Origin of the sequence: Hymenobacter sedentarius (genome assembly GCF_001507645.1) — a bacterium.
In the GTDB taxonomy this organism is placed as follows: Bacteria; Bacteroidota; Bacteroidia; order Cytophagales; family Hymenobacteraceae; genus Hymenobacter; species Hymenobacter sedentarius.
Map to the genome: position 1 here is coordinate 4,748,631 of NZ_CP013909.1, position 23,231 is coordinate 4,771,861.

The following is a 23,231-nucleotide window of genomic DNA, read 5'->3' on the forward strand; positions in this document are numbered from 1 at the left end:
GACAACCGGCTACGCTTGCAGCCGGTGGTAATAGCGCAGCGATTCGGCGATTTCGGCTACCGTCACGGGCTGGTCAAATACGCCGTTGCCGATGCCGTTGAGCAAGGTGCAGTTGATGATGGCGCCCGCGTTTTTCTTGTCCTGCAGCGCCAGGTCGGCAATGGCGTCGGTTTCCAGCCCCACGAACGCCACCTTGTCGAATACCGAAAACACGAAGGTTTCGATTTTGTCCAGCTCCTCGGCGCTCAGCAAGCCGCGCTGCACCGACAGCCAGCTTTCGCACACCAGGCCGGCGGCTACGGCCTCGCCGTGCAGAATCTCACGGCCGGGCTGGCTCAGCAGGTAGCTTTCGAGGGCGTGGCCCACGGTATGGCCGAAGTTGAGCAGCTTGCGCGGGCCGCTCTCCAGTGGGTCTTGCGCCACGATGCGCTGCTTGAGCGCCACCGACTCGCGGATAATCGGTGTCCAGTCGTCGGTGAGCCAGCCCAGGCGGCGGTGCACGTTGAAGGCGGCCGCATCGGCAATGAGCCAGTGCTTGAGCACTTCGGCGTAGCCCGATTTGAGCTGGCGCGGGTCCAGGGTTTGCAAAAATCCCGGCTCAATAAATACGGCGGCCGGGGCCTGAAACACGCCCAGCTGGTTTTTGTAGCCCTGGAAATCAATGCCGGTTTTGCCGCCCACGCTGGCGTCTACCTGCGCCAGGAGCGTGGTAGGCACCTGTACAAACCGAATGCCGCGCTTGTAAAGCGCCGCCGCAAAGCCGCCCAAGTCCGTGACCACGCCGCCGCCCAGGTTCACCAGCACGGCGTGCCGGTCGGCGCGCTGCTCGGTGAGCTGGCACCACACGGTATCGCAGGTGGCCAGGGTCTTGTACTCTTCCCCCGCCGGGATTTCGATGAGGTGGTAATTGGCCGGCAAGTGCTTTTCCAGCAGCGGCAAGCACAAGCGTGACGTATTGCTGTCGACCAGCACAAACACCCGGCTCACGGCCGGCCGGTACAGAAATTCGGCCAGCGCGGGCAGGGCTTCGGGCCCAATAATAACGGAACTATCCATGGGGCAAAAGTCAGGATAAAAACGGCAGGTTTACTACACCCCCATGCAACCTATGCGGGCAGGCACGGGTCAGGCGGGTAGCAGCAGCGCTTTCACCCACGCATTTCTCCATATGTTTTTACCAACTCGCCTGGCTTCATTTGGTGTACTGTTCGTGTCAGTCAGCCTGTTGGTGGCTGCCAGAAAGACTCCGACGCTGTGCCTGGAGAGGCATCCAAGGGGCTAGCAGGGACCTGGCAGCTCACGGCACGCCTGTGCCTTTGTTCGCCGGTTTTGCCCAATGAAATACTGAAGTTGACCGACTCCGGCTTCTCGTTTTACCAGGATGGGCAGCCCACTGCTTACGGCAACTACGCCGTCGCTAACGGCGGCAATTCGTGCTCGGGTACGCAGCCGGTGCCCGTAGTGCGCTTCGCCTACGCAAACGCCAATGCTGTCCCTCAGGACGCGGTTTTCACCCTCAATGGCAATAAGCTGGTGCTCGATTATGGCGGCTGCCTGGATGCGCCCGTGAATACCTACGAGCGGCTGCGGTAACCCAGAGCCCAGGCTACAGCCCCGGTCCCAGGTGCGCCACACCGTCTATCTGGGGCCGCCCGTTCAGCACTTCGGTCTGCTTGCGGATGCTTTCGATGTGAATCAGCTTGTAGAGCTCGGCCACAAACTTGTCGTTCACATTCAGCTTGCTGGCCCACTCGGTGCGGGTGTTGAAGATTTCCTGCCAGCGGTCGAATTGCAGGATTTTGACGTTGTTTTCCTTCTTGTATTCGGCCAGCTCTTCTACCAGGGCCATGCGGCGGGCCAGGGCCTCCACAATCTCGCGGTCAGCCACGTCCATTTTCTGGCGCAGCTCCTCGGCCTTGTTGAGGTAGTCGGCGTTGTTGGAGGAGCGGTAGCGGTACTGCAGCTCACTAAGGATTTCGCCCAGGCGCGCGGGCGTCACCTGCTGCTCGGCGTCGCTTAGGGCGTGGTCCGGGTCGGGGTGGGTTTCGATGATGAGGCCATCGTAGTCCAGGTCGAGGGCCTTCTGCGCGATGGGCAGCAGCAAGTCGCGGCGCCCGCCAATGTGGCTCGGGTCGCAGATGAGCGGGATGTGCGGGAAGCGGGTTTTTAACTCAATAGGCAAAATCCAGGTGGGCGCGTTGCGGTAGCGGCTGGGCGCAAACGTGCTGAAGCCGCGGTGGATGGCCGCCAAATCGGTGATGCCGGCCCGCTCCAGGCGCTCGAGGGCGCCGGCCCAGAGGGCCACGTCGGGGTTCACCGGGTTTTTCACCATCACGGGCACGCCGGTACCGGCTAAGGCATCGGCCAGCTCCTGCACCGCAAAGGGGTTTACGGTGGTGCGCGCCCCAATCCAGAGCACGTCGATGCCGTGGCGCAGCGCCTCTTCTACGTGGCGCGGCGTGGCCACCTCAATTGCCGTTGGGATGCCGGTTTCGGCCTTCACGCGCTGCAGCCAGGGCAGCGCCGCCACGCCCATGCCCTCGAACGAGCCCGGCCGGGTGCGGGGCTTCCAGATGCCCGCCCGAAACAAGTCAATGTTGCCCAACGCCTGCAGGCCGCGGGCCGTGGCCATCACCTGCTCCTCGGTTTCGGCCGAGCACGGGCCGGCAATGAGGATGGGCTGGCCTTTTTGAGCCAGCAGCTTGGTAAAGAACGTTTCAGCAACAGAAGGCATTTCAGTATTGGGCAGGTGAAGTCGCGTTTCGGTCCGGTGCCGAAAAGCTGGGCAAACGTAACTCGTTTCCACGAAACGTTGTTTACCGGTTACCTTCGCCCGCCTTCTGCTTATCGCCCCAATTCCCACCCCCAAGCTGCTCCGTATGTCCCCCGCTTCTCCTACCCAGGCCCCGCCCATTTCCTTCGATGATACCCGCGTGGCCTTCGCTTCCAAGTCCGACGGGCAGCTGCGGAAAGTTTATGCCCTGTTCGCGGCCATGAACAACGGCACCCTCGTGAAGACCGGTAGCGGGCTGATGAAAACCGCCCTGAAGTGGGGCCTGCCCGGCACCAAGTTCCTCATTAAGCATTCCATCTTCGAGCAGTTTTGCGGCGGCGAAACCATTGCCGAATGCCGGCCCGTGACCGAAGAATTGGGCAAGTACAACATCGGCACCATCCTCGATTATTCGGTGGAAGGCGAAGGCAGCGACCGCAGCTACGACCACACCCGCGACGAAATCCTGGCCACCATCGACGAGGCCCATCGCTCCACGCACATCCCGTTTTCGGTGTTTAAAGTGACGGGCGTGGCCAACGTGGCTATTCTCGAGAAAATTCAGGCGGGCCAGCTGCTCACCGCCGACGAGGAAGCCGCGCACTCCCGCGCCGTGGCCCGGGTAGAGGCCCTGTGCGCCCGCGCCCACCAGCACAGCGTGCGCCTGTTCATCGATGCCGAGGAAAGCTGGTTTCAGCACACCATTGACCAGCTGGCCTACGACATGATGGCCAAGTACAACCGCGAAACGGCCATCGTCTGGAACACTTATCAGCTCTACCTGCACGACCGGCTCGACGCCTTGAAGGCCGCGCACGCCGCCGCGGTGGAAGCTGGGTACTACATGGGCGCCAAGCTGGTGCGCGGGGCCTACATGGAAAAGGAAGCCCGCGTCGCCAAACAGCGCGGCTACCCCACCCCCATCAACCCCACCAAGCAGGCCACCGACGAGCTCTACGACGCGGCGCTGCGCTTCTGCGTCGAGCACATCGACCGCATCAGCATTTGCGCCGGCACCCACAACGAAGCCAGCTCCCTGCTGCTCACCCAGCTCATGCAGCAGGCTGGCCTCGCGCCAGGCGACCCTCGCGTGTGGTTTGCCCAGCTATACGGCATGAGCGACAACCTCACCTACAACCTCGCCCACGCCGGCTACAACACCGCCAAGTACCTGCCCTACGGCCCGGTAGCCGCCGTGATGCCATACCTGCTGCGGCGGGCCGACGAGAACACGGCCATCTCGGGGCAAAGCAGCCGCGAGTTTCTGCTCATTCAGAAAGAACTGCGCCGCCGCCAGGGCCGCTAAACAGCCCTGGCAGGAGCCCTCGTTTTGGTCGCGCGCAAGCTCGCGAATGCGTTCGGGAACGATTTTAGCAGGGCAAAAGCATTAGGGGCATGCCGTACAGCATACTGTAGAGCTGCACCGCAGCGCCTTCCCGTTTAATTTCGTTAATTTTCAGCCCCTAAAACGGTTTCCGCTTACTTGATGCCCCGCCATGATTGGTCGTATCCGCACGTACTTAATTCGTTATTCCCGTCAGCAAACCGGTACCGTCAGCTACCTCACCCTGGTGCAGGAAGCTGAGCTAGGATTAAATCTGGAGATTTCGCACGAAAAATCTCGCCTCAATGAAATGCTCGCCGAAATCTCCATGGCCGAGTACGAAGACGGCCGCCCGCCCCTGAGCTGCCTGGTGAAGGTGCAAGGCTCGAAGGGCCAGGGAGATAATTTCTATAAGCTGTGCGAAAAGATGGGCATGGGCGAGTGGCGGAGCCTCAAGCAGAACGAAGACTTTTTGAAAGACCTGGTGCAGGAATGCCGGGATTTTTGGCGCGACGAAGCCAACTTCCAGAAATACGCCTGAGAAGCTCCTCAAGGCCAGTTATCTAGCCCAACCATGCAAGTGGGCGTAGTGTGGAGGTAGGAAAGAATGGAAAAAAAGCGGGATGTAACCTCTACTGCGGTGGTCCCGTTAAGGACCTCAACCAGCCGGTAGGTTGGTTTACATTTCCACATTTCCACATCTTTCACCATGAATACCAACGATCCTAACAACCCGCAGAACACCGGTACCGGCTCAGGCTCTAACTATGGCACCAGCAACACTGGTACTGGCATGGGCAACAGCACCGGCCTGAGCAACGAAGGCACTAGCTACAATGCTGGCACCGGCTCCGGCAGCGGCACGGGTGTAAATAGCAACTCGGGTGCTTCCTTGGGTAACCCAACTAATTCAACCGACGGCGACGACTTCAGCGCCACTGCCAAAGGTGCTGCCATGGCCGGTACTCCCGGTGCCGTGGTAGGCCGCGCTGTTGATGGCATTCAGAATACGGCCGACAGCGCCGCTCACGCCGTAACCGGTGAGCCTTACCGCGATGGTGGCAACGTAAGCGGTATGTTCCGCGACCGCACCAGCGCTGAGAAGGCTTACCAGTCGCTCTCGTCGCGTGGCTACGGCAAAGAAGATGTCAACGTGTTGATGTCGGATGAAACCCGCAAGACGCACTTCGGCGAAGACACCGCCCATACCGACCTCGGCGATAAGGCCATGGAAGGTGCTGGCGTAGGCTCGGCCATTGGTGGTACTGCTGGTGCCATCATTGGCGCTATCGCAGCCATTGGCACGTCGGTAGCCCTGCCCGGCTTGGGCCTGATTATCGCTGGTCCGCTGGCGGCTGCGCTGGCCGGTGCCGGTGCCGGTGGCCTCACGGGTGGCCTGGTAGGCGCCCTGGTGGGCTCGGGCATTCCCGAGGAGCACGCTGCTGAGTACGAGCAAGGCATCAAGAGCGGCAATATTGTGATGGGTGTGAAGCCCCGCAATGCCGAGGATGCCAAGTACTTCGAAGACGAGTTCCGTCGCCACAGCGCCGACAAGGTTTACAAGTATTAATCTTGTTTCGGGCTTCGGCCTATGAATACCAAAAAAAGCCTTTCCCGCTCGGGAAAGGCTTTTTTATTGCAACCCTTTCGCGTGTTGGCTGGTCTGTTGCAGGTGAGCCGTAAGGGTTTAGCAATTCGGGCACTTATTTCACCCGTTAGGGCGTTTTCATCGTAAGCTAGAGGCTCCGGAGTTGCCTCGCGCGCTCCTTACATTTGATTTTCATCCCCGTTTTATTTTCCTGCAAATGTCTTCTCCCCGCTTGAAAGTCGGGCTGTATGCCTTTTTGGTAGCAGCCGTGTTTGTTCTGGCATCGTACCGCTTGCTGCGCCGGTCCGACTCGGTGGCCCCGAGCAAAGACCAGGTGCTGATTGGCATAATGCTGCGGGGCCTCACGGAGGCCCACTACCAGCCCGAAAAGGTGGATGATGCGTTTTCCAAGCGCGTGTTCGACCTGTACCTGAAGCACCTCGACTACCGCAAGCAGTTCTTGCTGGCCACCGATGTGGAGCAGCTGCGCCGGTACCAGACCCAAATCGATGACGAGGTGAAGCGCGGTTCTCACGAATTCCTCGACCTGAGCACCAAGCTGATGGCTGACCGCACCAAGGAAATGCAGGGCTTGTATCGTGAGATATTGGCTAAGCCCTTCGATTTTACGGTGGATGAGAGCTTCCAGTCTGATTTCGAGAAAGCCGCTTTCCCAGCCGATAAAGCGGCCCAGCGCGAGATGTGGCGCAAGCTGCTCAAGTTCGAAACGCTGAGCCGGGTATCGGAAATGATGGAGGCGCAGGAAAAAGCCAAGCAGGCCAAGCCCAGCATTGCCAGTGCCGCGCCGAGTGTACCCAAACCCGTTGATGCCGATGCTCCCACCGCGGCCGAGCCCATACGCACCCCTACCGAAATGGAGGCCGAGGCCCGCAAGCGCGTGCTGAAGTACTACGACGAGCAGTTTGCGGAAATGAATGAAATTGACGCGAATGACCGCCTGGCAACCTATGCCAACACCATTGCCAACACCTACGACCCGCACACCGAGTACTTCGCGCCCAAAGCCAAGGAGGATTTCGACTACGAAATGACCGGCCGCTTTGAAGGCATCGGGGCCACGCTGCGAGAGAAGGAAGGCCTGATTTACGTGGATGAAATCATGCCCGGCTCGGCTTCGGCCCGCCAGGGTGATTTGAAAAAGGGCGATGCCATCATTCGGGTTGCCCAGGCGCAGGCCGAGCCAGTGAGCATCGAAGGCTGGCACACCGCCAAAGCCGTGACGCTGATTCGGGGCAAGAAAGGCTCGGAAGTGCGCCTGACGGTGAAAAAGCCCGACGGCAGCACCAAGGTTATTCCCATCGTCCGCGACGTGGTGGTGGTTGATGAAAAGTACGCCCAGTCCTCGGTTATTACGGACAAGGGCCAGAAAATTGGCTACCTGCGCCTGCCGGGCTTCTACGCCGACTTCAACGACAATGGCGGCCGGAGCTCGTCGGATGACGTGAAGAAGGAACTGGCCAAGCTGAACGCCGAGGGCGTGAAGGGCGTGATTCTGGACCTGCGCTTCAACGGCGGTGGCTCGCTTACCGATGCGGTGTCAATGGCCGGCCTGTTTATGGAAAGCGGCCCCATGGTGCAGGTACGCGACGGCCAGGGCCGCACCCAGGTACTGACCGACAACGACCCCCGCGTGCAATACAGCGGTCCGCTGGTAGTGTTGGTGAACAAGTACAGCGCTTCGGCCTCAGAGATTCTCGCGGCGGCCGTGCAGGATTACCACCGCGGTATCATCATGGGCTCGACCAGCACGTATGGCAAAGGCACGGTGCAGCGCATTTTCGACCTCGACGAGGCCCTACCCACGGAGCTAAACAACGTGAAGCCCATTGGTTCGCTCAAGCTCACCACCCAGAAGTTCTACCGGGTGAACGGTGGCTCTACGCAGTTCAAGGGCGTGGTGTCGGACATTGTGGTGCCCGACCTGTATTCGTACCTCGACCAGGGCGAAAAGGAGTCGGACTACCCGCTGAAGTGGGATGAAATCCAGCCTGCCCGCTACCGCCCCTGGAATGGTGCTCCCGCCATCGACAAGCTGCGCGCCAACAGCAAAGCCCGCGTGGCCGCCAACCCCAGCTTTAAGATGATGGACGAGATGGTGAAGAGCATGCGCAAGCGTAAAGACGAAACCACGGTTTCGCTCAAGCTGAGCGCCTACCGGACCGAGCAGCAGCAGGCCAAGGCCATATCGGACCGCTACGAAGCCGCCCAGAAAAGCACTAACGCGCTGGCCTTCTCCCCACTCGCAGCCGATGTTCGGGCTGTGGGTGGCGACACGGTGAAGCTTAACCGAGCCTCGCGCATCACCAAGACGCTCAAGAAGGACATTACCATTGGCGAAGCCGTAGCGGTGATTCAGGACGAGTTGAAATAAATGCCCAGAGAATAGTAATCAGCTCAATTTTAGGCCGCTATTGCCTGAGCGCCAACGTTAGCAAAAAGCCCCCGCACCACACGGTGCGGGGGCTTTTTTTGGCACCTTTTTGGCATGACAACTATCTTAGTAAATAGACAGTGTCAAAGCGTTGGACTGTTTTTCACAATATCCAATGCAAGTAATTGAAAATCAATTTACTAAACTCATAATAAATTTGACAAAAAAATTAGTAATCAGGCAACTAAAAAGCTGCCGATTGCTGTTTACTAAGCATGAAGACTACAGAGGAAACCCGCATCATCCCGCTCAACCCGCAGGTAGAAGCTGCCGGCGACGAGCAACAGCAGAAGCTAGCTGATGAGACCTGGCGCAAATCAATTCCAGCGCAGGTTTTCCTCAACTACTTCTTTGCCATCAACTATCACATTCAAGAGAACGACGACTTGGTCGGCGGCCTGCAGAACCTGCCCTTCTTCCGCAGCCACACGGCTGAGCTGAACGACGCCGATGTTGCCACTCTCACCAAGCTGCTGCACACCAGCTGGAGCACGGAATACGCGCTGCGGGCCACGGCCGAGCTGGGCGATGATAACTTCCTGCGCAACGCCCTGCACTGGACGTTCCCGCAGGCGTACCACGCCATCCTGTCGGGCTTACAGGCCTTCCTGTACACCACCGGGGTGCGCTCCAACAACGGCCAGCTTATCCGCCGCGAGGTGGGCCGGCTGGTGGTGAAGAATGCCTACCCGCGGCCGGTGTCGTTTTACGCGGCCGGCGCTTACGGCGACTTCAGCATTCACCGCTTGCCGCTGGCGGGCTACAAGGCCGGGCTGCACATTGCCAGCAAGGAGATTGACGCCCAGGCCCAGATTGTGCAGTTCTTGCGCACAACGCGCAAAATGAAGGCGCAGTGGACCCGTGCGCAGGTGCAGGCCAACCCCAACACGGCCATTCGTAGCCAGAAGACGGGCCGCCCGCTGGATAAGTGGACGGCGGCGCACTGGCAGCAGATTACGTGGCGCCTAGGCTACACCACCATCTTCGACCTGCTGGGCCGCCTGCGCATTTCGCAGACCAGCCGCGAGATAGAGCGCTACGTGGAGGCCGACATCGACTTTCGCCTGTTCCACGCTTCGCTGCTGAACATCGTGAGCTACCTCAACGGTGTGCACGAGACCTATGTGGCCAAGGCCCTGGGCCTGGAGCGCTACCGCCAGCTGGTGGCCGAGTTGCCGGTGCATTTGCAGGCAGGCTTTGTGGAAGACCGGTTGCGCACCCGCGTGGAGCCGGTGCTGGCCCCCACGCCGCCCACGGCGCCGGCCATTGCCACCGACGCTCCGCAGTACCGCCTGGCCGCTTAAGGCCGGTTTCGGTGGATTTTGTAAACGTAAAGCCGCTCCGGTTCGGAGCGGCTTTTTTCGTACCGTACTTTTGTGGTTCACTTTTATTGACCACGCCCCTGCTCGCCTCGGCCAGCAGCCTGATTTTTCCGGCGGAATCGTCCACGAAAACCGTGGAATCCGGAAAATCCGCGCGAATCCGTGGTTCAGATTATCATGCAGCACCTCAGCGAACAGGAACTACAGCGCCGCCACAAACTCGAAGAATTGGAAAAGCTGGGCATTGAAGCGTATCCGTCGGAATTGGTCGACGTGACGTTTTACGCCAAGGAAATTCACGACAACTACCACCCCGAGCTCAACAACTTTAAGGACGTGTGCCTGGCGGGCCGGCTGATGTCGCAGCGCGTAATGGGCAAGGCGTCGTTTGCGGAGCTGATGGATACTTCGGGCCGCATTCAGCTGTATGTGAACCGGGATGAAATCTGCCCTGGCGAGGACAAGGAGCTATACAATACGGTGTTTAAGAAGCTGCTTGATTTGGGCGACTTCATCAGTGTGAAAGGCCGTGTGTTTAAGACGCAGGTGGGCGAAACATCCATCCACGTGACGGAGCTGAAACTGCTGGCCAAGGCCCTGCGCCCACTGCCCGTGGTGAAGGAGAAAGTGGACGAGGCCACCGGTGAGAAAGTGACCTACGACGCCTTTACCGACCCCGAGCAGCGCTACCGCCAGCGCTACGTGGACCTGGCGGTGAACCCGCAGGTGCGCGATACCTTCATCAAGCGCACGCAGCTGGTGCAGTCGATGCGGAATTTCCTCAACGACAAGGGCTACCTGGAGGTGGAAACCCCGATTCTGCAGCCGCTGTACGGCGGCGCTGCGGCCCGCCCCTTCACCACGCACCACAACACGCTGGACATGACGCTGTACCTGCGCATTGCCAACGAGCTGTACCTCAAGCGCCTCATCGTAGGTGGCTTCGATGGCGTGTACGAGTTCAGCAAGGACTTCCGCAACGAGGGAATGTCGCGGTTTCACAACCCCGAGTTCACCCAAATGGAGCTCTACGTGGCCTACAAGGATTACGCCTGGATGATGGACCTGGTAGAAGAAATGGTAGAGCGCGTGGCCATGGCCCTGCACGGCCAGACCGAAGTGCAGGTGGGCAACAACCTCATCAACTTCCAGCGGCCCTGGCAGCGCTACACCATGTTTGAGGCCATTGAGAAGTACACCGGCAAGGCCATCGGTGAGATGGACGAGGCCCAGCTGCGCGAAACAGCTCAGGAGCTGCACGTGCACCTGGACCCCAGCATGGGCAAGGCCAAAATCATCGACGAAATATTTGGTGAGCACGTGGAGCCCAAGCTCATTCAACCCACTTTCATCACCGACTATCCGGTGGAGATGTCGCCGCTGGCCAAGAAGCACCGCGACCGTCCCGGCATGGTAGAGCGGTTCGAGGCTATTTGCAACGGCAAGGAAATCTGCAACGCCTTCTCCGAGCTCAACGACCCCATCGACCAGCGCAAGCGCTTCGAAGACCAGCTGGAGCTAGGCAAGCGCGGCGACACCGAGGCCATGGTGCTCGATGAGGACTTCCTGCGCGCCCTCGAGTACGGCATGCCGCCCACGGCCGGCCTGGGCATCGGCATCGACCGCCTGAGCATGATTATGACCAACTCGCACTCCATTCAGGACGTGCTGTTCTTCCCGCAAATGAAGCCGGAGAACGTGCAGAAAGAGAAGCAGGAGAAGGAATAAGCTCCTCTTGCCGCCTGTCATCCTTATCTGTCATGCAGAGCGCAGCGAAGCATCTTATCACGTTCGGACGTTTCGTTCCGCGGCGATAAGATGCTTCGCTGCGCTCTGCATGACAGCCGAATGAATGAGCAAGTCAGACAATTGGAAGTAGCCAAAAATCGAAAAGCCCCACACGAAATGTCGTGCGGGGCTTTTCTTTTATAATCGTCTTACCCTTCAAACCGCTGTTCTTAACAGAAGCTTGCGATGAACACGTTTGATTTTACTATTGAGTTGTTTAACCAATTTCAATAGAAGCTCTTACGGTCGGCAATTTTACTGATAAAACTTACGGCCTTCTTTCAAGGCGATTATGTACGATTTTACGTGGAAGCGCCAAAGTGGGTTACGCCAAAGGGAAAAATATTTTTGAGCCCAACAGTCACTACCGGGGACCCTGGTGCCGGGCATCGTCGCCGAAGCCGTCATAGTCGGGGTCGGCATCGAAGGAGTGGGCGGAGGAGACATTGCTGCCGCCCAGGCCCTGCAGGAGGCGGTCGGCGGCTACTTTGTCTTCGCTCACGGCCGCGTCGGGGTTGGTGTGGCCGGGCTCGTCGCCCTGCGCTTTGGCCAGGGTGCCTTTCACCAGCTTGCTGAGGCCCTCGCCCCACTTGCTCGCCGAGCGGCGCAGGTTGGAGCGGGCATCGTCGCCGGTTTCGGGGGCTAGCAGTAAGCCGGCCACAATGCCGGCCGTGGCGCCCGCCAGCAGCGAGAGAATGACTTTGCCTTTGTCGTCTTTCATGACATATAGGAAAATGGGTTATTCGCAATCTATTACGTAACGGAAAATGTGCCCAGTTGTTAGGTTCAGCTCAAAAAAGCTGCTACTCGGTCCAAGACCAGGCTGTACTCCCGGGCTCAAAACGAAAAAAGCCCCGCACCTTGCGGCGCGGGGCTTTCGGTAAGCAGCAGACGCCAGCTTACATATCGTTCAGCATCTTGGTGATTTCCGACTTGCCTTTGCCGAGCTTGCTCTGCAAGCGGCCCACCAGCTCGTCGCCCTGGCCTTCGGTGTAGGTCAGGTCCTCATCGGTGAGCTGCGCGTATTGCTGCTTCAGCTTGCCTTTGATGTCGTTCCAATCGCCTTTCAGCTTGAGGCTGCTGCCAGCGCCGGTCAGGCCAAGGTCTTCGAGCTTGCCGGCGTATTCTTTGAATTTAGCTTCGAGGTCCGAACCGATTTTGGTGGCTTGTTCGCCCAGTTGGCCGCTGTACTTGGAGGCTACGCCTTTCCAGTTTTCGCGGGTGGCCGTGCCTTTGTCGGGAGCCAATAGCATACCGGCAATGATGCCAGCGCCAGCACCAGCGAGTGCAGCTAAGAGAATTTTGCCGGCGTTGTTGTCTTCTTCTTGGTACGACATGGTAATGGGTAATGAAGGGTGAATGAGGGTGAAAGATGTTCTAGAGAAAGCGCAAAGGCAAATTCAAAACTAGATATTTTGTTTTGCGGCTGCGTTTGGCCTGGCAGACTATACGCATGGCGTCGCAGGGGGTTGAGCTGGAGAACAAATTTTCCGTTAGCCTGCGGGGCCTTATCGTTGGCTACATTTTGCCTTTCCGCTCCGTTTGGGTACCCCGGCGTAGATTCGCTTCCTTTCCCTCCACTGCTATCCTATATCTTATGAAAACGCCCCGCCTTCTGTTCGCCACCTTGCTGCTGGCCGCCGCGTGCCAGCGCCAGGCCCCGCCCACCGCCGCGAGCCAAAGCCCGTCTACGGACGCCACGGCCTGCATCGACCCCAGCAAAATCAAGCCCGATGGCATTTGCACCATGGACTACAAGCCCGTGTGCGGCTGCGATGGCAAAACCTACTCCAACGCCTGCGTGGCCGGCAATGCCGGCGTGCGCACTTACACCGACGGTCCCTGCCCCACCACGCCCAAGTAAACCCGAGCTGCTGAATGCCCGCCAAATCCCGCTACCGCGACTTCTGCCGCACCGCGCCCGACGTGCCCGTGTTTGCCCAAGCGTGGTACCTGGATGCCTGCGCCACCGGCGGCGCCTGGGACGTGGTGCTGGCCGAGGACAACGGCCGCGTCGCCGCCGCGCTGCCGTACTTCTACAAGCAGAAGGGGCCGTTTCGGTACGTGACCATGCCGCCCTTTGTGAAGATGCTGGGCCCGTACCTGCTGCCGGAGTTTCGCGGGGTGCTCAAAAAGGAGCACCTGTTGCTGGAGGCCCTCATCAAGCAGCTGCCCCGGTTCGCCGCCTTCAAGCAGAACTTCTACCCCACGGCCACCAATTGGCTGCCGTTTTACTGGCTCAACTACCGCCAGACCACTTACTATACCTACCGCCTCAACGGCCTGCACCAACTCCCGCGGGTTGAAGAGGGGCTGAACCGCAACATCCGGCGCAACATTCAGAAGGCCCAGCAGCAGGTCCGGGTGGTGCATAATTTATCAGCCGAGCAGTTTTATCAGCTCAATAAAATGAGCTTCGACCGGCAGGGCCTGGCCATGCCGTGCTCGTGGGCCCAGTTTGAGCAACACGATGCCGCACTGGCTGCCAACGGGGCGCGGCAGATGTTCTTCGCCGTGGATGCCCAGGAGCGCATTCATTCGGCGGCCTATCTAATCTGGGATAAGCAGGCGGCGTACTACCACCTCTCCGGCGACGACCCGGCCCTGCGCGAGAGCGGCGCGGGCATCCTGCTTATATGGGAAGCCATTCGCTACGCCAGCGAGGTGCTGGGGCTAGCGTGTTTTGACTTTGAAGGCAGCATGCTGCCGGCCGTGGAGCGCATCCGGGTGCAGTTTGGGGCCGTGCAGACGCCGTATTTCTTTGTGTGGAAATACAATTCGCGCGCTTTCGAGTTACTGGAAAAGCTGAAGCGCTAAACCCGAGAACGACAAACTCTCCTCCTTACCAAGGAGGGGAGTTTGTCGTTCTACTTCTCTCCTCAACATATCAACACACCCACCTTCATCTCCCTCTAATGTCTGAAAAACGCTACGTCCTCAACCCCGCTCCTTTTGTAGTGCCCACCACCGATGGCAAGCTCATTGAAGAGCACGTGGGCGGCGCCAGCACCGGCACCGCTGCCTACAGCCTGGCGCACATGGTGGCGCCCCCGCACTGGAGCGAGCCGCACCAGACGCCGAGCTTCGACGAAATCACCATTGTGGTGCGCGGCCGGAAGCGGTTTGAAATCGATGGCGACGTGGTGGAGCTGCAGGCCGGGCAGGCCTTGCTGATTAAAGGCGGCGCGCGGGTGCGCTACTCCAACCCGTTTGATGCAGAATGCGAGTACTGGTCGGTGTGCGTGCCGGCGTTCAGCCCCGCCACCGTGAACCGGGAAGAGGAATAGCGGCCATGGCGGGCGAAACCAACCTACAGCGCCTGCTGACTGCCATGCAGCCGGTGCTCAACGCCGGCGAATACGTGTTTTGCACGACTCAGGCGGCTACCGCTGTACCGGCAGACCGGGTGCTGGGCTCGTTCCGCGAGGCCGAAGGCCTCACCTTGATTGTGGCCCGAGAAACGGCTGATGCCCACGGGTTAAGCTATGACTATGTATCGGCCTGGCTAACCTTGAACGTGCATTCGTCGCTGGCCGCCGTGGGGCTGACGGCGGCCGTAGCCACGGCCCTGTCTCGGGAAAACATCAGCTGCAATGTGGTGGCAGCTTACTTCCACGACCACCTGTTTGTGGCCCAAGCCGATGCGCAGCGAGCCTTGGCAGTTCTACAGGCCTTAACGGCCGAGGCCGGTGGGAATCCCTCCAAAAAGGCAGCCGACTAATAACGCCAGGACTCCTGCTCACAGTCTGCACTCAACCAGTACATTTAGCTTCATGGACCAGCGCATTATCAACCTCTTCGACGAATACACCCACGCCCCGCTCACCCGCAAGGAGTTTCTGGACCGACTGGGCAAGCTGACCGGCGGCACGGCCCTGGCGCTGGCGGCCCTCTCGGCGCTGGAGCCCGGCTACGCCCAGGCCGCGACCATTGCGCCCGAAGCCGATGACCTGGTGGCCGAAGAAGTGAGCTGGATTGGCGATGGGTCGCCGGTGCGCGGCTACCTGGTTCACCCTAAAGGCCGAAAGAAGCGCGGCGCGGTGGTGGTGATTCACGAAAACCGCGGCCTCACGCCGCACATCAAAGACGTAACCCGGCGCGTGGCCCAGGCCGGGTACCTGGCGCTGGGCGTGGACGCGCTTTCGCTCCTGGGCGGCACGCCCACCGACGAGGACAAGGGCCGCGAGCTCATCGGCCAGCTCGACCCCACCAAAAACCTCAACAACTACCTGAAGGCCCTCGAGTACCTGCGGGCCCGGCCCGACTGCAACGGCCGCACCGGCGCCGTGGGCTTCTGCTGGGGCGGCGGCTTGGTAAACCAGCTGGCCGTGCACGACCCCAAACTCGACGCCGGCGTGGCCTACTACGGGCAGCAGCCCAAAGCCGAAGACGTGCCCCGGATAAAGGCCGCCATGATGCTGCACTACGGCGGCCTCGACCAACGCATCAACGCCGGCATTCCGGCCTACGAAGCGGCCCTGAAAGCGGCCGGCACCAAGTACGAGCTGTACGTGTACGAAGGCGTGAACCACGCCTTCAACAACGACACGTCCCCGGCCCGCTACAACGCCGAAGCCGCTAAACTGGCCTGGGAACGCACGTTACGACTCTTCAAGGAAAAATTGGGCTAAACCGGCGGCCAGACGCATCTTCGCGGTTCCATTCGGTCTTCATGTGAAATAAAAAACTACCCGTTTTATTTGTTGCCATGTTGGTAAAAGTCTCCAGTAGCCTAGCGCAGGCGGCGCCTGCTGCGGCGCCCGCACCCGCGCCCGATTACGAAGAGGTGAGTGTACCGGTGCCCCGGGCCATTTCGCTGATTACGGACATGACGAAGGTGGTGCTCTCCCGCGAGCCGGGCCGCGACAAGGTGTAGGCGCTGATAGACCGGCGCCGCGCCCGGTCAGAAAAAGGCGACCAAAGCCTCACCATCAGCATTCCAAAGAATAAAATTACCCGCACGCTGGGCCTGGTCGAATAGCGCCTTCAACAGATCAGAAACAGAGCAGCCTACTGCGGTCAGCTCAATAAAAAAGCCCGGCCGAACAGATGTTCGGCCGGGCTTTTTTATTGAGCTGACTCGCCTTACTACTGCGCTTTAGCGGGAGCCGGCAGGGGCTTGCGGGGCAGCTTCTGGTCGCGCATGGCGGCGTCGTACACGAAGGAGGCGACCACCACCGAAGCCTGCTTGAGGTCGTCGGCAATGAGGCGGTCGTAGGTGTCCTGGTTGGTGTGGTGCGTGGTGGGAAAATAGTCGAGGCCGTCCTGAATGAATTGGAAGCCGGGTAGGCCCACGGCGTCGAAGGCAATGTGGTCGGTGCTGCCGGTGTTGCGCAGCGTGACGGTGGTAGCACCCAGGTCGGCGAAGGGCTTGAGCCACTCGGCGAAGATGGGAGCTACGGCCTCGTTGCCCTGGGCGTAGATGCCGCGGATTTTTCCGCCGCCGTTGTCGAGGTTGAAGTAGGCGGCGAGCTTCTCGTGGTCGGGCAGCAGCTTCATGGTGGCAGGGTCGGCAAAGTGGTTTTTCACGTAGTTGCGCGAGCCGTGCAGGCCCTGCTCCTCCTCGCCCCAGAGCGCAATGCGGATGGTGCGGCGCGGCTTGAGGCCCGTGGTCTTGAGGATGCGCACGGCTTCCATCATCACGGCGCAGCCGGCGGCGTTGTCGGTGGCGCCGGTGGCCGCGTGCCAGGAGTCGAGGTGGCCGCCGAGCATCACCACTTCGCTTTTCAGCTTGCGGTCGGTGCCGGGGATTTCGGCCACTACGTTGTACCCTTTCAGGTCCTGGGTCTGGAAGCGGGTTTTGGTTTCCAGCTCCACTTCCACCGGCACGCCGGCTTCTACCAGCCGGATGAGGCGGAGCTGGTCTTCGGGGGCCATTTCAACCTCGGGCAGCACCGGCGTAGCGTCGGCGGCATAGGGAGCGCCGTTGGTGGTGTTGAAGGTACCGTAGATGCCGCCCCGGGCGCTGAGCACCGCGGCGGCGCCTTCGCTCATCATCAGCTCGCTCATTTTGGTGCGCAGGGCCATCTGGGCGCGGCGGGTAGCCATGGCTGCCGCGTCGGGCATGTTGCTGGCAGGGCGGGCTGCGGTGGGGTCGGCCATTTTGCTCAGCTCTTCGTCGGTGTAGCGCTTCAGGTCGGGCTCGGCGCTGGGCTTGGGCGGCGTGGGCACGCTCATTACCACAATTTTGCCGCGGAGCTTGCCTTTGTATTGGTCGAGGTCGGCTTCGGTGGTGGGGGTTTTCATTACCACTACGGGCAGGCGCAGGGGGCCGGGCGTGCTGGGCGTCCAGGCCTTGGGAAAGCCAATCATGGAGTGGTAGTACGGCGCCGTCATGGCCACGTAGGACTTGTCGACGTCCCAGCCGCGGCCAAAGTCGCCCCAGGCTTCGATGTTGGCATTGACGAGGCCGTACTGCGTGAGCTGCTTTTTGGTCCACTCGTTGGCGCGCTTCAGGCCCTCGGAGTTGGCCAGGCGCGGGCCGCTCACGTCGGTGAGGTAAAAGGCCGTTTCCATCACCTTGGAGCGGTTCATGCCCTCGTCGCGAATTTTGGCCAGCGCCGCGCCGTCTAGTTTCTCTTTGGATTGAGCGGCGGCGGGAGTACTGCAAGCCAGCCCACCGGCCAGCGCAAAGAGCAGAAGTTTGTTCATATAAAAAGCAGTTGCTTAAGGTTTGAACGCCTAAGATAAGCACCAGCGCTGGGCTAAACCGGCATGCACCAGGCCATTGTGGGCATCTTTTTCGCAATGCTTTTGAAGCCGGAAATCCACGCCCGGGGCCTGGTCTGGGGATAGTGCCCGTTGGTCGGTACTTGTGCCCTGCCGGTCCAGCTTGGTCTTTTTCGCGCGCTTTCGGCCGATGGTTTGCAAATAGCCCAAACAGGAAGAGTCGATTCCCACACCAGGAGCCCGCTGCCTGCAGCGTCCGAACCCAGCTTTTTTCACCCCATTCAATTTTCTGAACGCATGAAAGCTTCTTTGTTTTCCCTCCTCGCTGCCGCTGCCCTGTTTACTTCGTCTGCTTCCTTCGCCGCCGAGGGTCCTTATGGCCACCGCTACGACGACCGCAACAGCAAAGACTTCAACTACGGCTACGTACGCAACCACCGCGTAACGGCCCAGGAAAGAGCCCGCTGGGAAGCCCAGCAGCGCGAAGCCCAGCTGCAGCTCCGCGAAGCCAAGCTGCGGGAAGCCCAACAGCGCGCCCAATGGGAGGCGGCCCACCGCAACCGCCGCTAGTCACGTACTAAGCTCGTCCATCCCTCCCGGCGCCCGCCTGGGCGCCGGAAGCAGGCGTTATTTTTTTACCCACCCAATACCAACGTATTCAATGAAACCCTCTTTGTTTCCTCTGCTGGCCGCTTTCGCCCTCACCATTGGCACGGCTGCTGCCCAAACCACTACCACCACGCCTCCGGCCCAGGGCCAGATGGAAGGCCGGGGCTACGGCCGCATGCAGGGCAACCCCGAAGAAATGGCCACCCGCCAGAGCCAGCGCATGGCCCAGGAGCTTGGCCTGAACGCCGACCAAACCGCCAAAGTGCAGCAAATTCTGCTGGCCCGCGGCCAGGAAATGCAAGCCATGCGCGGCCAGGCCCGCGACGAGAGCAACCGCGACCAGATGCGCACCCAGATGGAAGCCAGCCGCACCAAGTACGAGGAGCAGTTCAAAGCCGTGCTGACCCCCGAGCAGTACACCAAGTACACCACCATGCAAGCCGACCGCATGAACCGCGGCGGTGGGGGCCGTGGTGGCCGCGGCTACGGCCAAGGTCAGGACCAGGCCCAAGGCCAGGGAATCGAGGCCGGCAAAGTCAAGATGAAAGACGACAAAATAAAAATCAAGGCTGATAAAAAAGCCGCCAAGGAAGCTGCCAAAGCGGCTAAGAAAACCAGCAAATAAGCTCCCCTGAGCGGCTGCGCTGCAACAGAAAAGCCCCGGCCAATTGGTCGGGGCTTTTCTGTTGCAGCGCAGCCGCTCATTAACTACTCGCGACTTAGGCAATAGGCAGGCTGCGCGCAATGCCCAGTTCCAGCCCCCGCAGCTCGGCCAGCCCGCGCAGCCGGCCGATGGCGGAGTAGCCCGGGTTTGTGCGCTTGTGCAGGTCGTCGAGCATCTGGTGGCCGTGGTCGGGGCGCATGGGCAGGCTCACCTGGCGCTGCCGCATCACCTGCACCAGCTCACGCATCACGGCGTACATGTCCACGTCGCCTTCCAGGTGGTTGGCTTCGTAGAAGTTGCCGTCAGCGTCACGCTGGGTGCTGCGCAGGTGCAGGAAGTGGATGCGGTCGGCAAATTGGCGCACCATGGCGGGCAGGTCGTTGTCGGCCCGCACGCCGAACGAGCCGGTGCAAAAGCATAGGCCGTTGTGGAGCGAGGGCACGGCCGCGGCCAGGGCCGCGACGTCGGCGGCGGTGCTCACCACCCGGGGCAGGCCCAGAATGGCGTACGGCGGGTCGTCGGGGTGAATGGCCAGGTGGATGCCCACTTCCTCAGCCACCGGCACCACGGCCCGCAGAAACAGAATCAGGTGCTCCCGCAGTTGGGCCGCATCGATGCCCCGGTAGGCATCCAGCGCCTGCTGAAACTGCGCCAGCGTAAAGCTCTCCTCGCTGCCCGGCAGCCCGGCAATGATGTTGCGCTGCAGCTGCTCGCGGTCGGCGGCGCTCATGGTGGCCCAGCGGGCTTCGGCTTGGGCTAGTTCCTGGGCGCTGTAGTCAGCGGTTGCGTTGGGCCGCTGCAGCATTTGTGTATCAAAGGCCACGAAAGCGGCTTTTTCGAACCGCAGCGCTTTGGAACCGTCTTCGACTTCGTACGCCAGGTCGGTGCGGGTCCAGTCCAGCACGGGCATGAAGTTGTAGGTCACCGTGTGGATGCCGCACGCGGCCAGGTTGCGCAGCGAATCCTGGTAATTGGCAATGTAGCGTTGGTAGTCGCCGGTGCGGGTTTTGATGTGCTCGTGCACCGGCACGCTCTCCACTACGCTCCAGGTAAGGCCGGCCGCGGCTACCTCGGCCTGGCGCTTCTGGATTTCGGCCACGGGCCACACCACGCCATTTGGAATGTGGTGCAGGGCGGATACCACGTCGGTCGCACCGGCCTGGCGGATGTCTTGCAGGCTGACTGGGTCGTTGGGGCCGTACCAGCGCCAGCTTTGGATAATGGGCATATCGTTGGGTTATCTAATTAAGCTGAGTTTAAGCTACTCGCCTGCGCCTTTTGTCGTCATGCGAAACTTGCGAAACATCTTTTCATAGCTCAATGGCTGGTATGGAAATGCTCCGATTAGCTCTTTCGGAATAACAGCGCCAGTATTCTCGGTACCGATGCCCAGTCATTATCATCAAACCATTCCTGCAATTGCTCGCAGCGGAACCCATGTTCCCGAGCCAACGCCGTGAATTCCGACACGTGGTGCGTGTAACATTCCAGCTCAAAAACCCTGGCTCCGTTATCAAACCGCGCTTTGCTGCCCTGGTATTGCTTGAAAGGATGCAGCTCGCCGATATAGAAAAAGCCGCCTGTTTTCAAAGCCGCATTAGCCTGCTCAAATACGAAATTGAGGTGTTGAATGTGCTCCAAAATGAGGCTGCAGGTAATTAAGTCAACCGCCGAATTCTTTACAAAAGTCCATGCTTGGGTAATGTCGGCTTGCTGAAAATGCACGTTGGCATTGGCATTTTTAGCCCTAGCTTTCTCCAGCATTTCGGCGGAGAAATCTACGGCCGTGACGTGAGCCGCGTGCGCCGCCAGCCATTTGGTGTTTTTGCCGGTGCCGCAGCCTATTTCAACAACTTCGGAAAAAGGAATATCCGCCAGCAGCTGCCGGATGGCCGTGGCTTCCAGGTCCCGCGTCTTGTTCACAACGGTGTCGTAGGTGCTGGCCCAAGTGTTATAAGCGGATTGGATGTTCATGCCCGAAAGTAAGAAACGGGCGCCGCCTCCATAGCAGCTGAGAAGCCGAAGTAGCTGCCAAGAACGCACAACCTGGCTGGCGCGAGCCCCCGGAATGAAATAAAGCGACGAACTTCCAGACAATAACATCCACTTTGCTCAGTATGACCATCGAAGACCTCCAAGCCATTTGCCAACGCCTGCCCGGCACCACCGAAGACATCAAATGGGACACGCACTTGTGCTTCAACGTGGGCGGCAAAATGTACCTGGTGACTTCGCCCGACGAAGTACCGACCACGGCCTCCATCGCGCCGCCCGAAGCATTTGAAACGCTGGAATCCAGCCCCGGCTTCAGCCGCAACAAGCATCTGGTGCGCTACGGCTGGGTCAACATGGATAATATTCACCTGCTCACCCACGCCGCAACGACGGCATGATTCTGCAGGTATCGAGCATCGGCGGTGAGCTGCCCGGGCCGCTGCAGGCGGTATACCACGGCACCAAGGCCTTCGTCACGTCCTTCACCGAAGCCATTCGGGAAGAAGTGAAGGGGCACAACATTAAAATCACGGCCCTGCTGCCCGGCGTCACCGATACCGACTTCTTCCGCAAAGCCGACATGGAGCGCTCGAAGCTGGTGGCCGAGGGCGCCAGAGCAAGGCCGACCCCGCCAAAGTGGCCCGCGACGGCTACGAAGCCCTGCTCGCCGGCAAAGACAAGGTCATCTCCGGCTTTATGAACAAGGTGCAGGTGGCGGTGAGCAATGTCGTCCCCGATAGCCTAGTAGCCGCCAACCTCCATAAAATGGGCGAGCCCGTAGACGGCGACGAAAGCGCGCACCAGGAGTATGCACGGAGGCGCTAACTGCCTACATATAATTGAACACTAATTAAGTAGAAGGGCCTAAAACGGAGTACATCCCCGTTTCAGGCCCTTCCTATTTTATGCCAATCCCGCCTTTGAGCGGTTAGCTCAACCGAAGCACGACTCCACGGCCGCACCTTTGCAGAAAATTGAATAGCTGCGCGCGCACTTTGCTGGCGGCGGCCCCGAATCCCTATGCGTCTTTTCGTTTATTCCCCGTTGAGTCCGGCGGCGCGGCAGCATCTGCAAAGCCAGCTGCCGGCCGAAGTAATTCCTACGTACAGCCACGACCTGCCCGCCGAGCAGCGGACCGCCGCGTTCCAGGAGGCCCAAGTCTTGTTGGGCAACCCGCCGCCCACCTGGTTTGCCGCTCCCCTGCCCAACCTCCGCTTTTGGCAAATCGACTCCTCGGGGTTTGAGCGCTACCAGGGCGTACACCTACGCATTCCGGTAGCCAACATGGGCGACTTCTTCGCCTGGCCTTGCGCCGAAACCATGGTGGCCGGGCTGCTGGCCCTCTACCGCCACCTGCCGGAGCTGGCCGTGCTCCAAACCGAGAAGAAATGGGTGGGCGGCGCTTTCGTGCGCAACCGCGCCCAGCTGCTGCGGGGCCGGCGCGTGGTCATTCTGGGCGCCGGCGCCATCGGCCGGGCAGTACGCCAGCAGCTCAGCGGCTTCGAGTGCGCCGTGCAACTGCTGGCCCGCACCAACCCGCAGGCCCAGCTCCATTCCAAAGAAGACCTAAAAGCGGCCCTGCCCGAAACTGACATCGTCGTAAACTGCCTCCCCGGCAGCGCCGAAGGCTTTTTCTCCGCCGACCTGGTGGCCGCCATGCGCCCCGGCAGCATCTATGCCAGCGTAGGCCGCGGCAATACCACCGACGAGCCCGCCCTCATTGCAGCGTTGCAAGCCAACCGCCTCGGCGGCGCAGTGCTCGACGTAACCGCCACCGAACCCATCCCCACCGATAATCCGCTCTGGGCGCTGCCCAACGTGCTGCTCACCCAGCATACCGGCGGCGGCCAGCCCTTCGAAGACGAGGGCAAAGTCGACGTGCTGCTACGCAATCTAACCCTTCTCCGCAGCGGCCAGCCGCTGGAGAATCTGGTTGAGCTGAATCGAGGGTATTAAATAGCTACTTGAGCTACTGTGGATTAACCAATTGCCCTGATAACAGAACGGTCCTGCAGCGCGCCGGTGGAACCTCACCCCCGGCCCCTCT

The 23,231-nt window shown here is 60.3% G+C and carries 26 protein-coding genes; 19 read left to right on the plus strand and 7 right to left on the minus strand.

Annotation, left to right across the window (positions count from 1 at the left end):
- Nucleotides 1-9: 9 nt before the first annotated feature.
- Nucleotides 10-1,056: a 3-dehydroquinate synthase gene (gene aroB / locus AUC43_RS19350; RefSeq protein ID WP_068197639.1), complete on the minus strand. Its 1,047-nt coding sequence runs from the start codon at nt 1,054-1,056 to the stop codon at nt 10-12.
- A 273-nt stretch (nt 1,057-1,329) separates the two neighbouring features.
- Between aroB and AUC43_RS19355 the strand changes: the two genes are divergently transcribed.
- Nucleotides 1,330-1,593, plus strand: a complete 264-nt coding sequence (locus tag AUC43_RS19355; RefSeq protein ID WP_068197642.1) for a hypothetical protein — start codon at nt 1,330-1,332, stop codon at nt 1,591-1,593.
- Nucleotides 1,594-1,606: 13 nt separating this feature from the next.
- Here AUC43_RS19355 and AUC43_RS19360 read toward each other — a convergent pair whose 3' ends face one another.
- Nucleotides 1,607-2,734: a chorismate mutase gene (locus AUC43_RS19360; protein WP_068197645.1), complete on the minus strand. Its 1,128-nt coding sequence runs from the start codon at nt 2,732-2,734 to the stop codon at nt 1,607-1,609.
- A 145-nt stretch (nt 2,735-2,879) separates the two neighbouring features.
- On the opposite strand from AUC43_RS19360, the gene AUC43_RS19365 reads away from it, so the two are divergent.
- The 6 genes from AUC43_RS19365 to lysS all read left to right on the plus strand — a co-directional run bounded on the left by AUC43_RS19365 (nt 2,880) and on the right by lysS (nt 11,187).
- On the plus strand, nt 2,880-4,079 hold the full coding sequence (locus AUC43_RS19365; RefSeq protein ID WP_068197648.1) for a proline dehydrogenase family protein: 1,200 nt from the start codon (nt 2,880-2,882) through the stop codon (nt 4,077-4,079).
- Between the two features lie 190 nt (nt 4,080-4,269).
- Nucleotides 4,270-4,638, plus strand: a complete 369-nt coding sequence (locus AUC43_RS19370) for a hypothetical protein (RefSeq protein WP_068197651.1) — start codon at nt 4,270-4,272, stop codon at nt 4,636-4,638.
- Between the two features lie 168 nt (nt 4,639-4,806).
- Nucleotides 4,807-5,667 (plus strand): hypothetical protein, encoded by an 861-nt coding sequence (locus tag AUC43_RS21900; RefSeq protein WP_335340905.1) that lies wholly within the window; start codon nt 4,807-4,809, stop codon nt 5,665-5,667.
- Nucleotides 5,668-5,902: 235 nt separating this feature from the next.
- Entirely contained in the window at nt 5,903-8,077 is a 2,175-nt protein-coding gene (locus AUC43_RS19380; protein ID WP_068197653.1) for a carboxy terminal-processing peptidase, read from the plus strand.
- Between the two features lie 275 nt (nt 8,078-8,352).
- Nucleotides 8,353-9,441: a hypothetical protein gene (locus AUC43_RS19385; protein WP_233254061.1), complete on the plus strand. Its 1,089-nt coding sequence runs from the start codon at nt 8,353-8,355 to the stop codon at nt 9,439-9,441.
- Between the two features lie 195 nt (nt 9,442-9,636).
- A complete protein-coding gene (gene lysS, locus AUC43_RS19390; protein WP_068197656.1) occupies nt 9,637-11,187 on the plus strand; it encodes a lysine--tRNA ligase in 1,551 nt (516 codons plus the stop codon).
- 424 nt (nt 11,188-11,611) lie between these two features.
- On the opposite strand, the gene AUC43_RS19395 is transcribed toward lysS, so the two are convergent.
- Nucleotides 11,612-11,968, minus strand: coding sequence for a YtxH domain-containing protein (locus tag AUC43_RS19395; RefSeq protein WP_068197659.1), 357 nt, complete (start codon nt 11,966-11,968; stop codon nt 11,612-11,614).
- A 178-nt stretch (nt 11,969-12,146) separates the two neighbouring features.
- Entirely contained in the window at nt 12,147-12,584 is a 438-nt protein-coding gene (locus AUC43_RS21905; RefSeq protein WP_071885987.1) for a YtxH domain-containing protein, read from the minus strand.
- A 260-nt stretch (nt 12,585-12,844) separates the two neighbouring features.
- Here AUC43_RS21905 and AUC43_RS19405 point away from each other — a divergent pair, with 260 nt between their 5' ends.
- The 6 genes from AUC43_RS19405 (at nt 12,845) to AUC43_RS21155 (ending at nt 16,123) form a co-directional block, all read left to right on the plus strand.
- On the plus strand, nt 12,845-13,111 hold the full coding sequence (locus AUC43_RS19405) for a Kazal-type serine protease inhibitor family protein (RefSeq protein ID WP_068197662.1): 267 nt from the start codon (nt 12,845-12,847) through the stop codon (nt 13,109-13,111).
- 14 nt (nt 13,112-13,125) lie between these two features.
- Nucleotides 13,126-14,064 (plus strand): GNAT family N-acetyltransferase, encoded by a 939-nt coding sequence (locus AUC43_RS19410; protein ID WP_068197667.1) that lies wholly within the window; start codon nt 13,126-13,128, stop codon nt 14,062-14,064.
- A gap of 98 nt (nt 14,065-14,162) precedes the next feature.
- Complete coding sequence (locus AUC43_RS19415) at nt 14,163-14,534, plus strand: cupin domain-containing protein (RefSeq protein WP_068197669.1); 372 nt, start codon at nt 14,163-14,165, stop codon at nt 14,532-14,534.
- Nucleotides 14,535-14,539: 5 nt separating this feature from the next.
- On the plus strand, nt 14,540-14,968 hold the full coding sequence (locus tag AUC43_RS19420) for an ACT domain-containing protein (protein ID WP_068197672.1): 429 nt from the start codon (nt 14,540-14,542) through the stop codon (nt 14,966-14,968).
- A gap of 52 nt (nt 14,969-15,020) precedes the next feature.
- Nucleotides 15,021-15,878 carry a dienelactone hydrolase family protein gene (locus AUC43_RS19425; RefSeq protein ID WP_068197675.1) on the plus strand — a complete coding sequence of 286 codons (858 nt, stop codon included), beginning with the start codon at nt 15,021-15,023 and terminating at the stop codon, nt 15,876-15,878.
- A 77-nt stretch (nt 15,879-15,955) separates the two neighbouring features.
- Entirely contained in the window at nt 15,956-16,123 is a 168-nt protein-coding gene (locus tag AUC43_RS21155) for a hypothetical protein (protein WP_157781186.1), read from the plus strand.
- Nucleotides 16,124-16,335: 212 nt separating this feature from the next.
- Here AUC43_RS21155 and AUC43_RS19430 read toward each other — a convergent pair whose 3' ends face one another.
- Nucleotides 16,336-17,898, minus strand: coding sequence for a M28 family metallopeptidase (locus tag AUC43_RS19430; protein ID WP_068197678.1), 1,563 nt, complete (start codon nt 17,896-17,898; stop codon nt 16,336-16,338).
- Between the two features lie 315 nt (nt 17,899-18,213).
- Here AUC43_RS19430 and AUC43_RS19435 point away from each other — a divergent pair, with 315 nt between their 5' ends.
- Together AUC43_RS19435 and AUC43_RS19440 are read left to right on the plus strand one after the other, a co-directional pair.
- Nucleotides 18,214-18,486: a hypothetical protein gene (locus AUC43_RS19435; protein ID WP_068197681.1), complete on the plus strand. Its 273-nt coding sequence runs from the start codon at nt 18,214-18,216 to the stop codon at nt 18,484-18,486.
- A gap of 91 nt (nt 18,487-18,577) precedes the next feature.
- On the plus strand, nt 18,578-19,150 hold the full coding sequence (locus tag AUC43_RS19440; RefSeq protein WP_068197684.1) for a hypothetical protein: 573 nt from the start codon (nt 18,578-18,580) through the stop codon (nt 19,148-19,150).
- 94 nt (nt 19,151-19,244) lie between these two features.
- On the opposite strand, the gene uxuA is transcribed toward AUC43_RS19440, so the two are convergent.
- Together uxuA and AUC43_RS19450 are read right to left on the minus strand one after the other, a co-directional pair.
- Complete coding sequence (gene uxuA / locus AUC43_RS19445) at nt 19,245-20,417, minus strand: mannonate dehydratase (protein ID WP_068197688.1); 1,173 nt, start codon at nt 20,415-20,417, stop codon at nt 19,245-19,247.
- Between the two features lie 116 nt (nt 20,418-20,533).
- Nucleotides 20,534-21,292, minus strand: coding sequence for a class I SAM-dependent methyltransferase (locus AUC43_RS19450; RefSeq protein ID WP_233254062.1), 759 nt, complete (start codon nt 21,290-21,292; stop codon nt 20,534-20,536).
- A gap of 14 nt (nt 21,293-21,306) precedes the next feature.
- Between AUC43_RS19450 and AUC43_RS19455 the strand changes: the two genes are divergently transcribed.
- The 4 genes from AUC43_RS19455 to AUC43_RS19465 all read left to right on the plus strand — a co-directional run bounded on the left by AUC43_RS19455 (nt 21,307) and on the right by AUC43_RS19465 (nt 23,140).
- Nucleotides 21,307-21,582, plus strand: a complete 276-nt coding sequence (locus AUC43_RS19455; RefSeq protein WP_068197699.1) for an MmcQ/YjbR family DNA-binding protein — start codon at nt 21,307-21,309, stop codon at nt 21,580-21,582.
- Nucleotides 21,579-21,884 (plus strand): SDR family NAD(P)-dependent oxidoreductase, encoded by a 306-nt coding sequence (locus AUC43_RS19460; protein WP_068197701.1) that lies wholly within the window; start codon nt 21,579-21,581, stop codon nt 21,882-21,884. The genes AUC43_RS19455 and AUC43_RS19460 overlap by 4 nt, the downstream gene beginning before the upstream one ends.
- A complete protein-coding gene (locus AUC43_RS21755; protein ID WP_257721713.1) occupies nt 21,881-22,009 on the plus strand; it encodes a hypothetical protein in 129 nt (42 codons plus the stop codon). The genes AUC43_RS19460 and AUC43_RS21755 overlap by 4 nt, the downstream gene beginning before the upstream one ends.
- Nucleotides 22,010-22,204: 195 nt before the next feature.
- The gene (locus AUC43_RS19465) at nt 22,205-23,140 is read left to right on the plus strand and encodes a D-2-hydroxyacid dehydrogenase (protein ID WP_068197707.1); all 936 of its coding nucleotides are present in this window, start codon (nt 22,205-22,207) and stop codon (nt 23,138-23,140) included.
- The last annotated feature ends 91 nt before the right edge of the window (nt 23,141-23,231 follow it).

Bases quoted from the DNA above. Each gene is read 5' to 3' on its own strand.
- AUC43_RS19415 (WP_068197669.1), top strand. From the start codon at position 14,163: ATGTCTGAAAAACGCTACGTCCTCAACCCCGCTCCTTTTGTAGTGCCC.
- AUC43_RS19435 (WP_068197681.1), top strand. From the start codon at position 18,214: ATGAAAGCTTCTTTGTTTTCCCTCCTCGCTGCCGCTGCCCTGTTTACT.
- AUC43_RS19385 (WP_233254061.1), top strand. From the start codon at position 8,353: ATGAAGACTACAGAGGAAACCCGCATCATCCCGCTCAACCCGCAGGTA.
- AUC43_RS21900 (WP_335340905.1), top strand. From the start codon at position 4,807: ATGAATACCAACGATCCTAACAACCCGCAGAACACCGGTACCGGCTCA.
- AUC43_RS19370 (WP_068197651.1), top strand. From the start codon at position 4,270: ATGATTGGTCGTATCCGCACGTACTTAATTCGTTATTCCCGTCAGCAA.
- AUC43_RS19420 (WP_068197672.1), top strand. From the start codon at position 14,540: ATGGCGGGCGAAACCAACCTACAGCGCCTGCTGACTGCCATGCAGCCG.
- AUC43_RS19360 (WP_068197645.1), bottom strand. From the start codon at position 2,734: ATGCCTTCTGTTGCTGAAACGTTCTTTACCAAGCTGCTGGCTCAAAAA.
- AUC43_RS19380 (WP_068197653.1), top strand. From the start codon at position 5,903: ATGTCTTCTCCCCGCTTGAAAGTCGGGCTGTATGCCTTTTTGGTAGCA.
- aroB (WP_068197639.1), bottom strand. From the start codon at position 1,056: ATGGATAGTTCCGTTATTATTGGGCCCGAAGCCCTGCCCGCGCTGGCC.
- AUC43_RS19410 (WP_068197667.1), top strand. From the start codon at position 13,126: ATGCCCGCCAAATCCCGCTACCGCGACTTCTGCCGCACCGCGCCCGAC.
- AUC43_RS21755 (WP_257721713.1), top strand. From the start codon at position 21,881: ATGAACAAGGTGCAGGTGGCGGTGAGCAATGTCGTCCCCGATAGCCTA.
- AUC43_RS19455 (WP_068197699.1), top strand. From the start codon at position 21,307: ATGACCATCGAAGACCTCCAAGCCATTTGCCAACGCCTGCCCGGCACC.
- AUC43_RS19460 (WP_068197701.1), top strand. From the start codon at position 21,579: ATGATTCTGCAGGTATCGAGCATCGGCGGTGAGCTGCCCGGGCCGCTG.
- lysS (WP_068197656.1), top strand. From the start codon at position 9,637: ATGCAGCACCTCAGCGAACAGGAACTACAGCGCCGCCACAAACTCGAA.
- AUC43_RS19465 (WP_068197707.1), top strand. From the start codon at position 22,205: ATGCGTCTTTTCGTTTATTCCCCGTTGAGTCCGGCGGCGCGGCAGCAT.
- AUC43_RS19405 (WP_068197662.1), top strand. From the start codon at position 12,845: ATGAAAACGCCCCGCCTTCTGTTCGCCACCTTGCTGCTGGCCGCCGCG.
- AUC43_RS19425 (WP_068197675.1), top strand. From the start codon at position 15,021: ATGGACCAGCGCATTATCAACCTCTTCGACGAATACACCCACGCCCCG.
- AUC43_RS21155 (WP_157781186.1), top strand. From the start codon at position 15,956: ATGTTGGTAAAAGTCTCCAGTAGCCTAGCGCAGGCGGCGCCTGCTGCG.
- AUC43_RS19395 (WP_068197659.1), bottom strand. From the start codon at position 11,968: ATGAAAGACGACAAAGGCAAAGTCATTCTCTCGCTGCTGGCGGGCGCC.
- AUC43_RS19430 (WP_068197678.1), bottom strand. From the start codon at position 17,898: ATGAACAAACTTCTGCTCTTTGCGCTGGCCGGTGGGCTGGCTTGCAGT.
- AUC43_RS19440 (WP_068197684.1), top strand. From the start codon at position 18,578: ATGAAACCCTCTTTGTTTCCTCTGCTGGCCGCTTTCGCCCTCACCATT.
- AUC43_RS19365 (WP_068197648.1), top strand. From the start codon at position 2,880: ATGTCCCCCGCTTCTCCTACCCAGGCCCCGCCCATTTCCTTCGATGAT.
- AUC43_RS19450 (WP_233254062.1), bottom strand. From the start codon at position 21,292: ATGTTATTGTCTGGAAGTTCGTCGCTTTATTTCATTCCGGGGGCTCGC.
- uxuA (WP_068197688.1), bottom strand. From the start codon at position 20,417: ATGCCCATTATCCAAAGCTGGCGCTGGTACGGCCCCAACGACCCAGTC.
- AUC43_RS21905 (WP_071885987.1), bottom strand. From the start codon at position 12,584: ATGTCGTACCAAGAAGAAGACAACAACGCCGGCAAAATTCTCTTAGCT.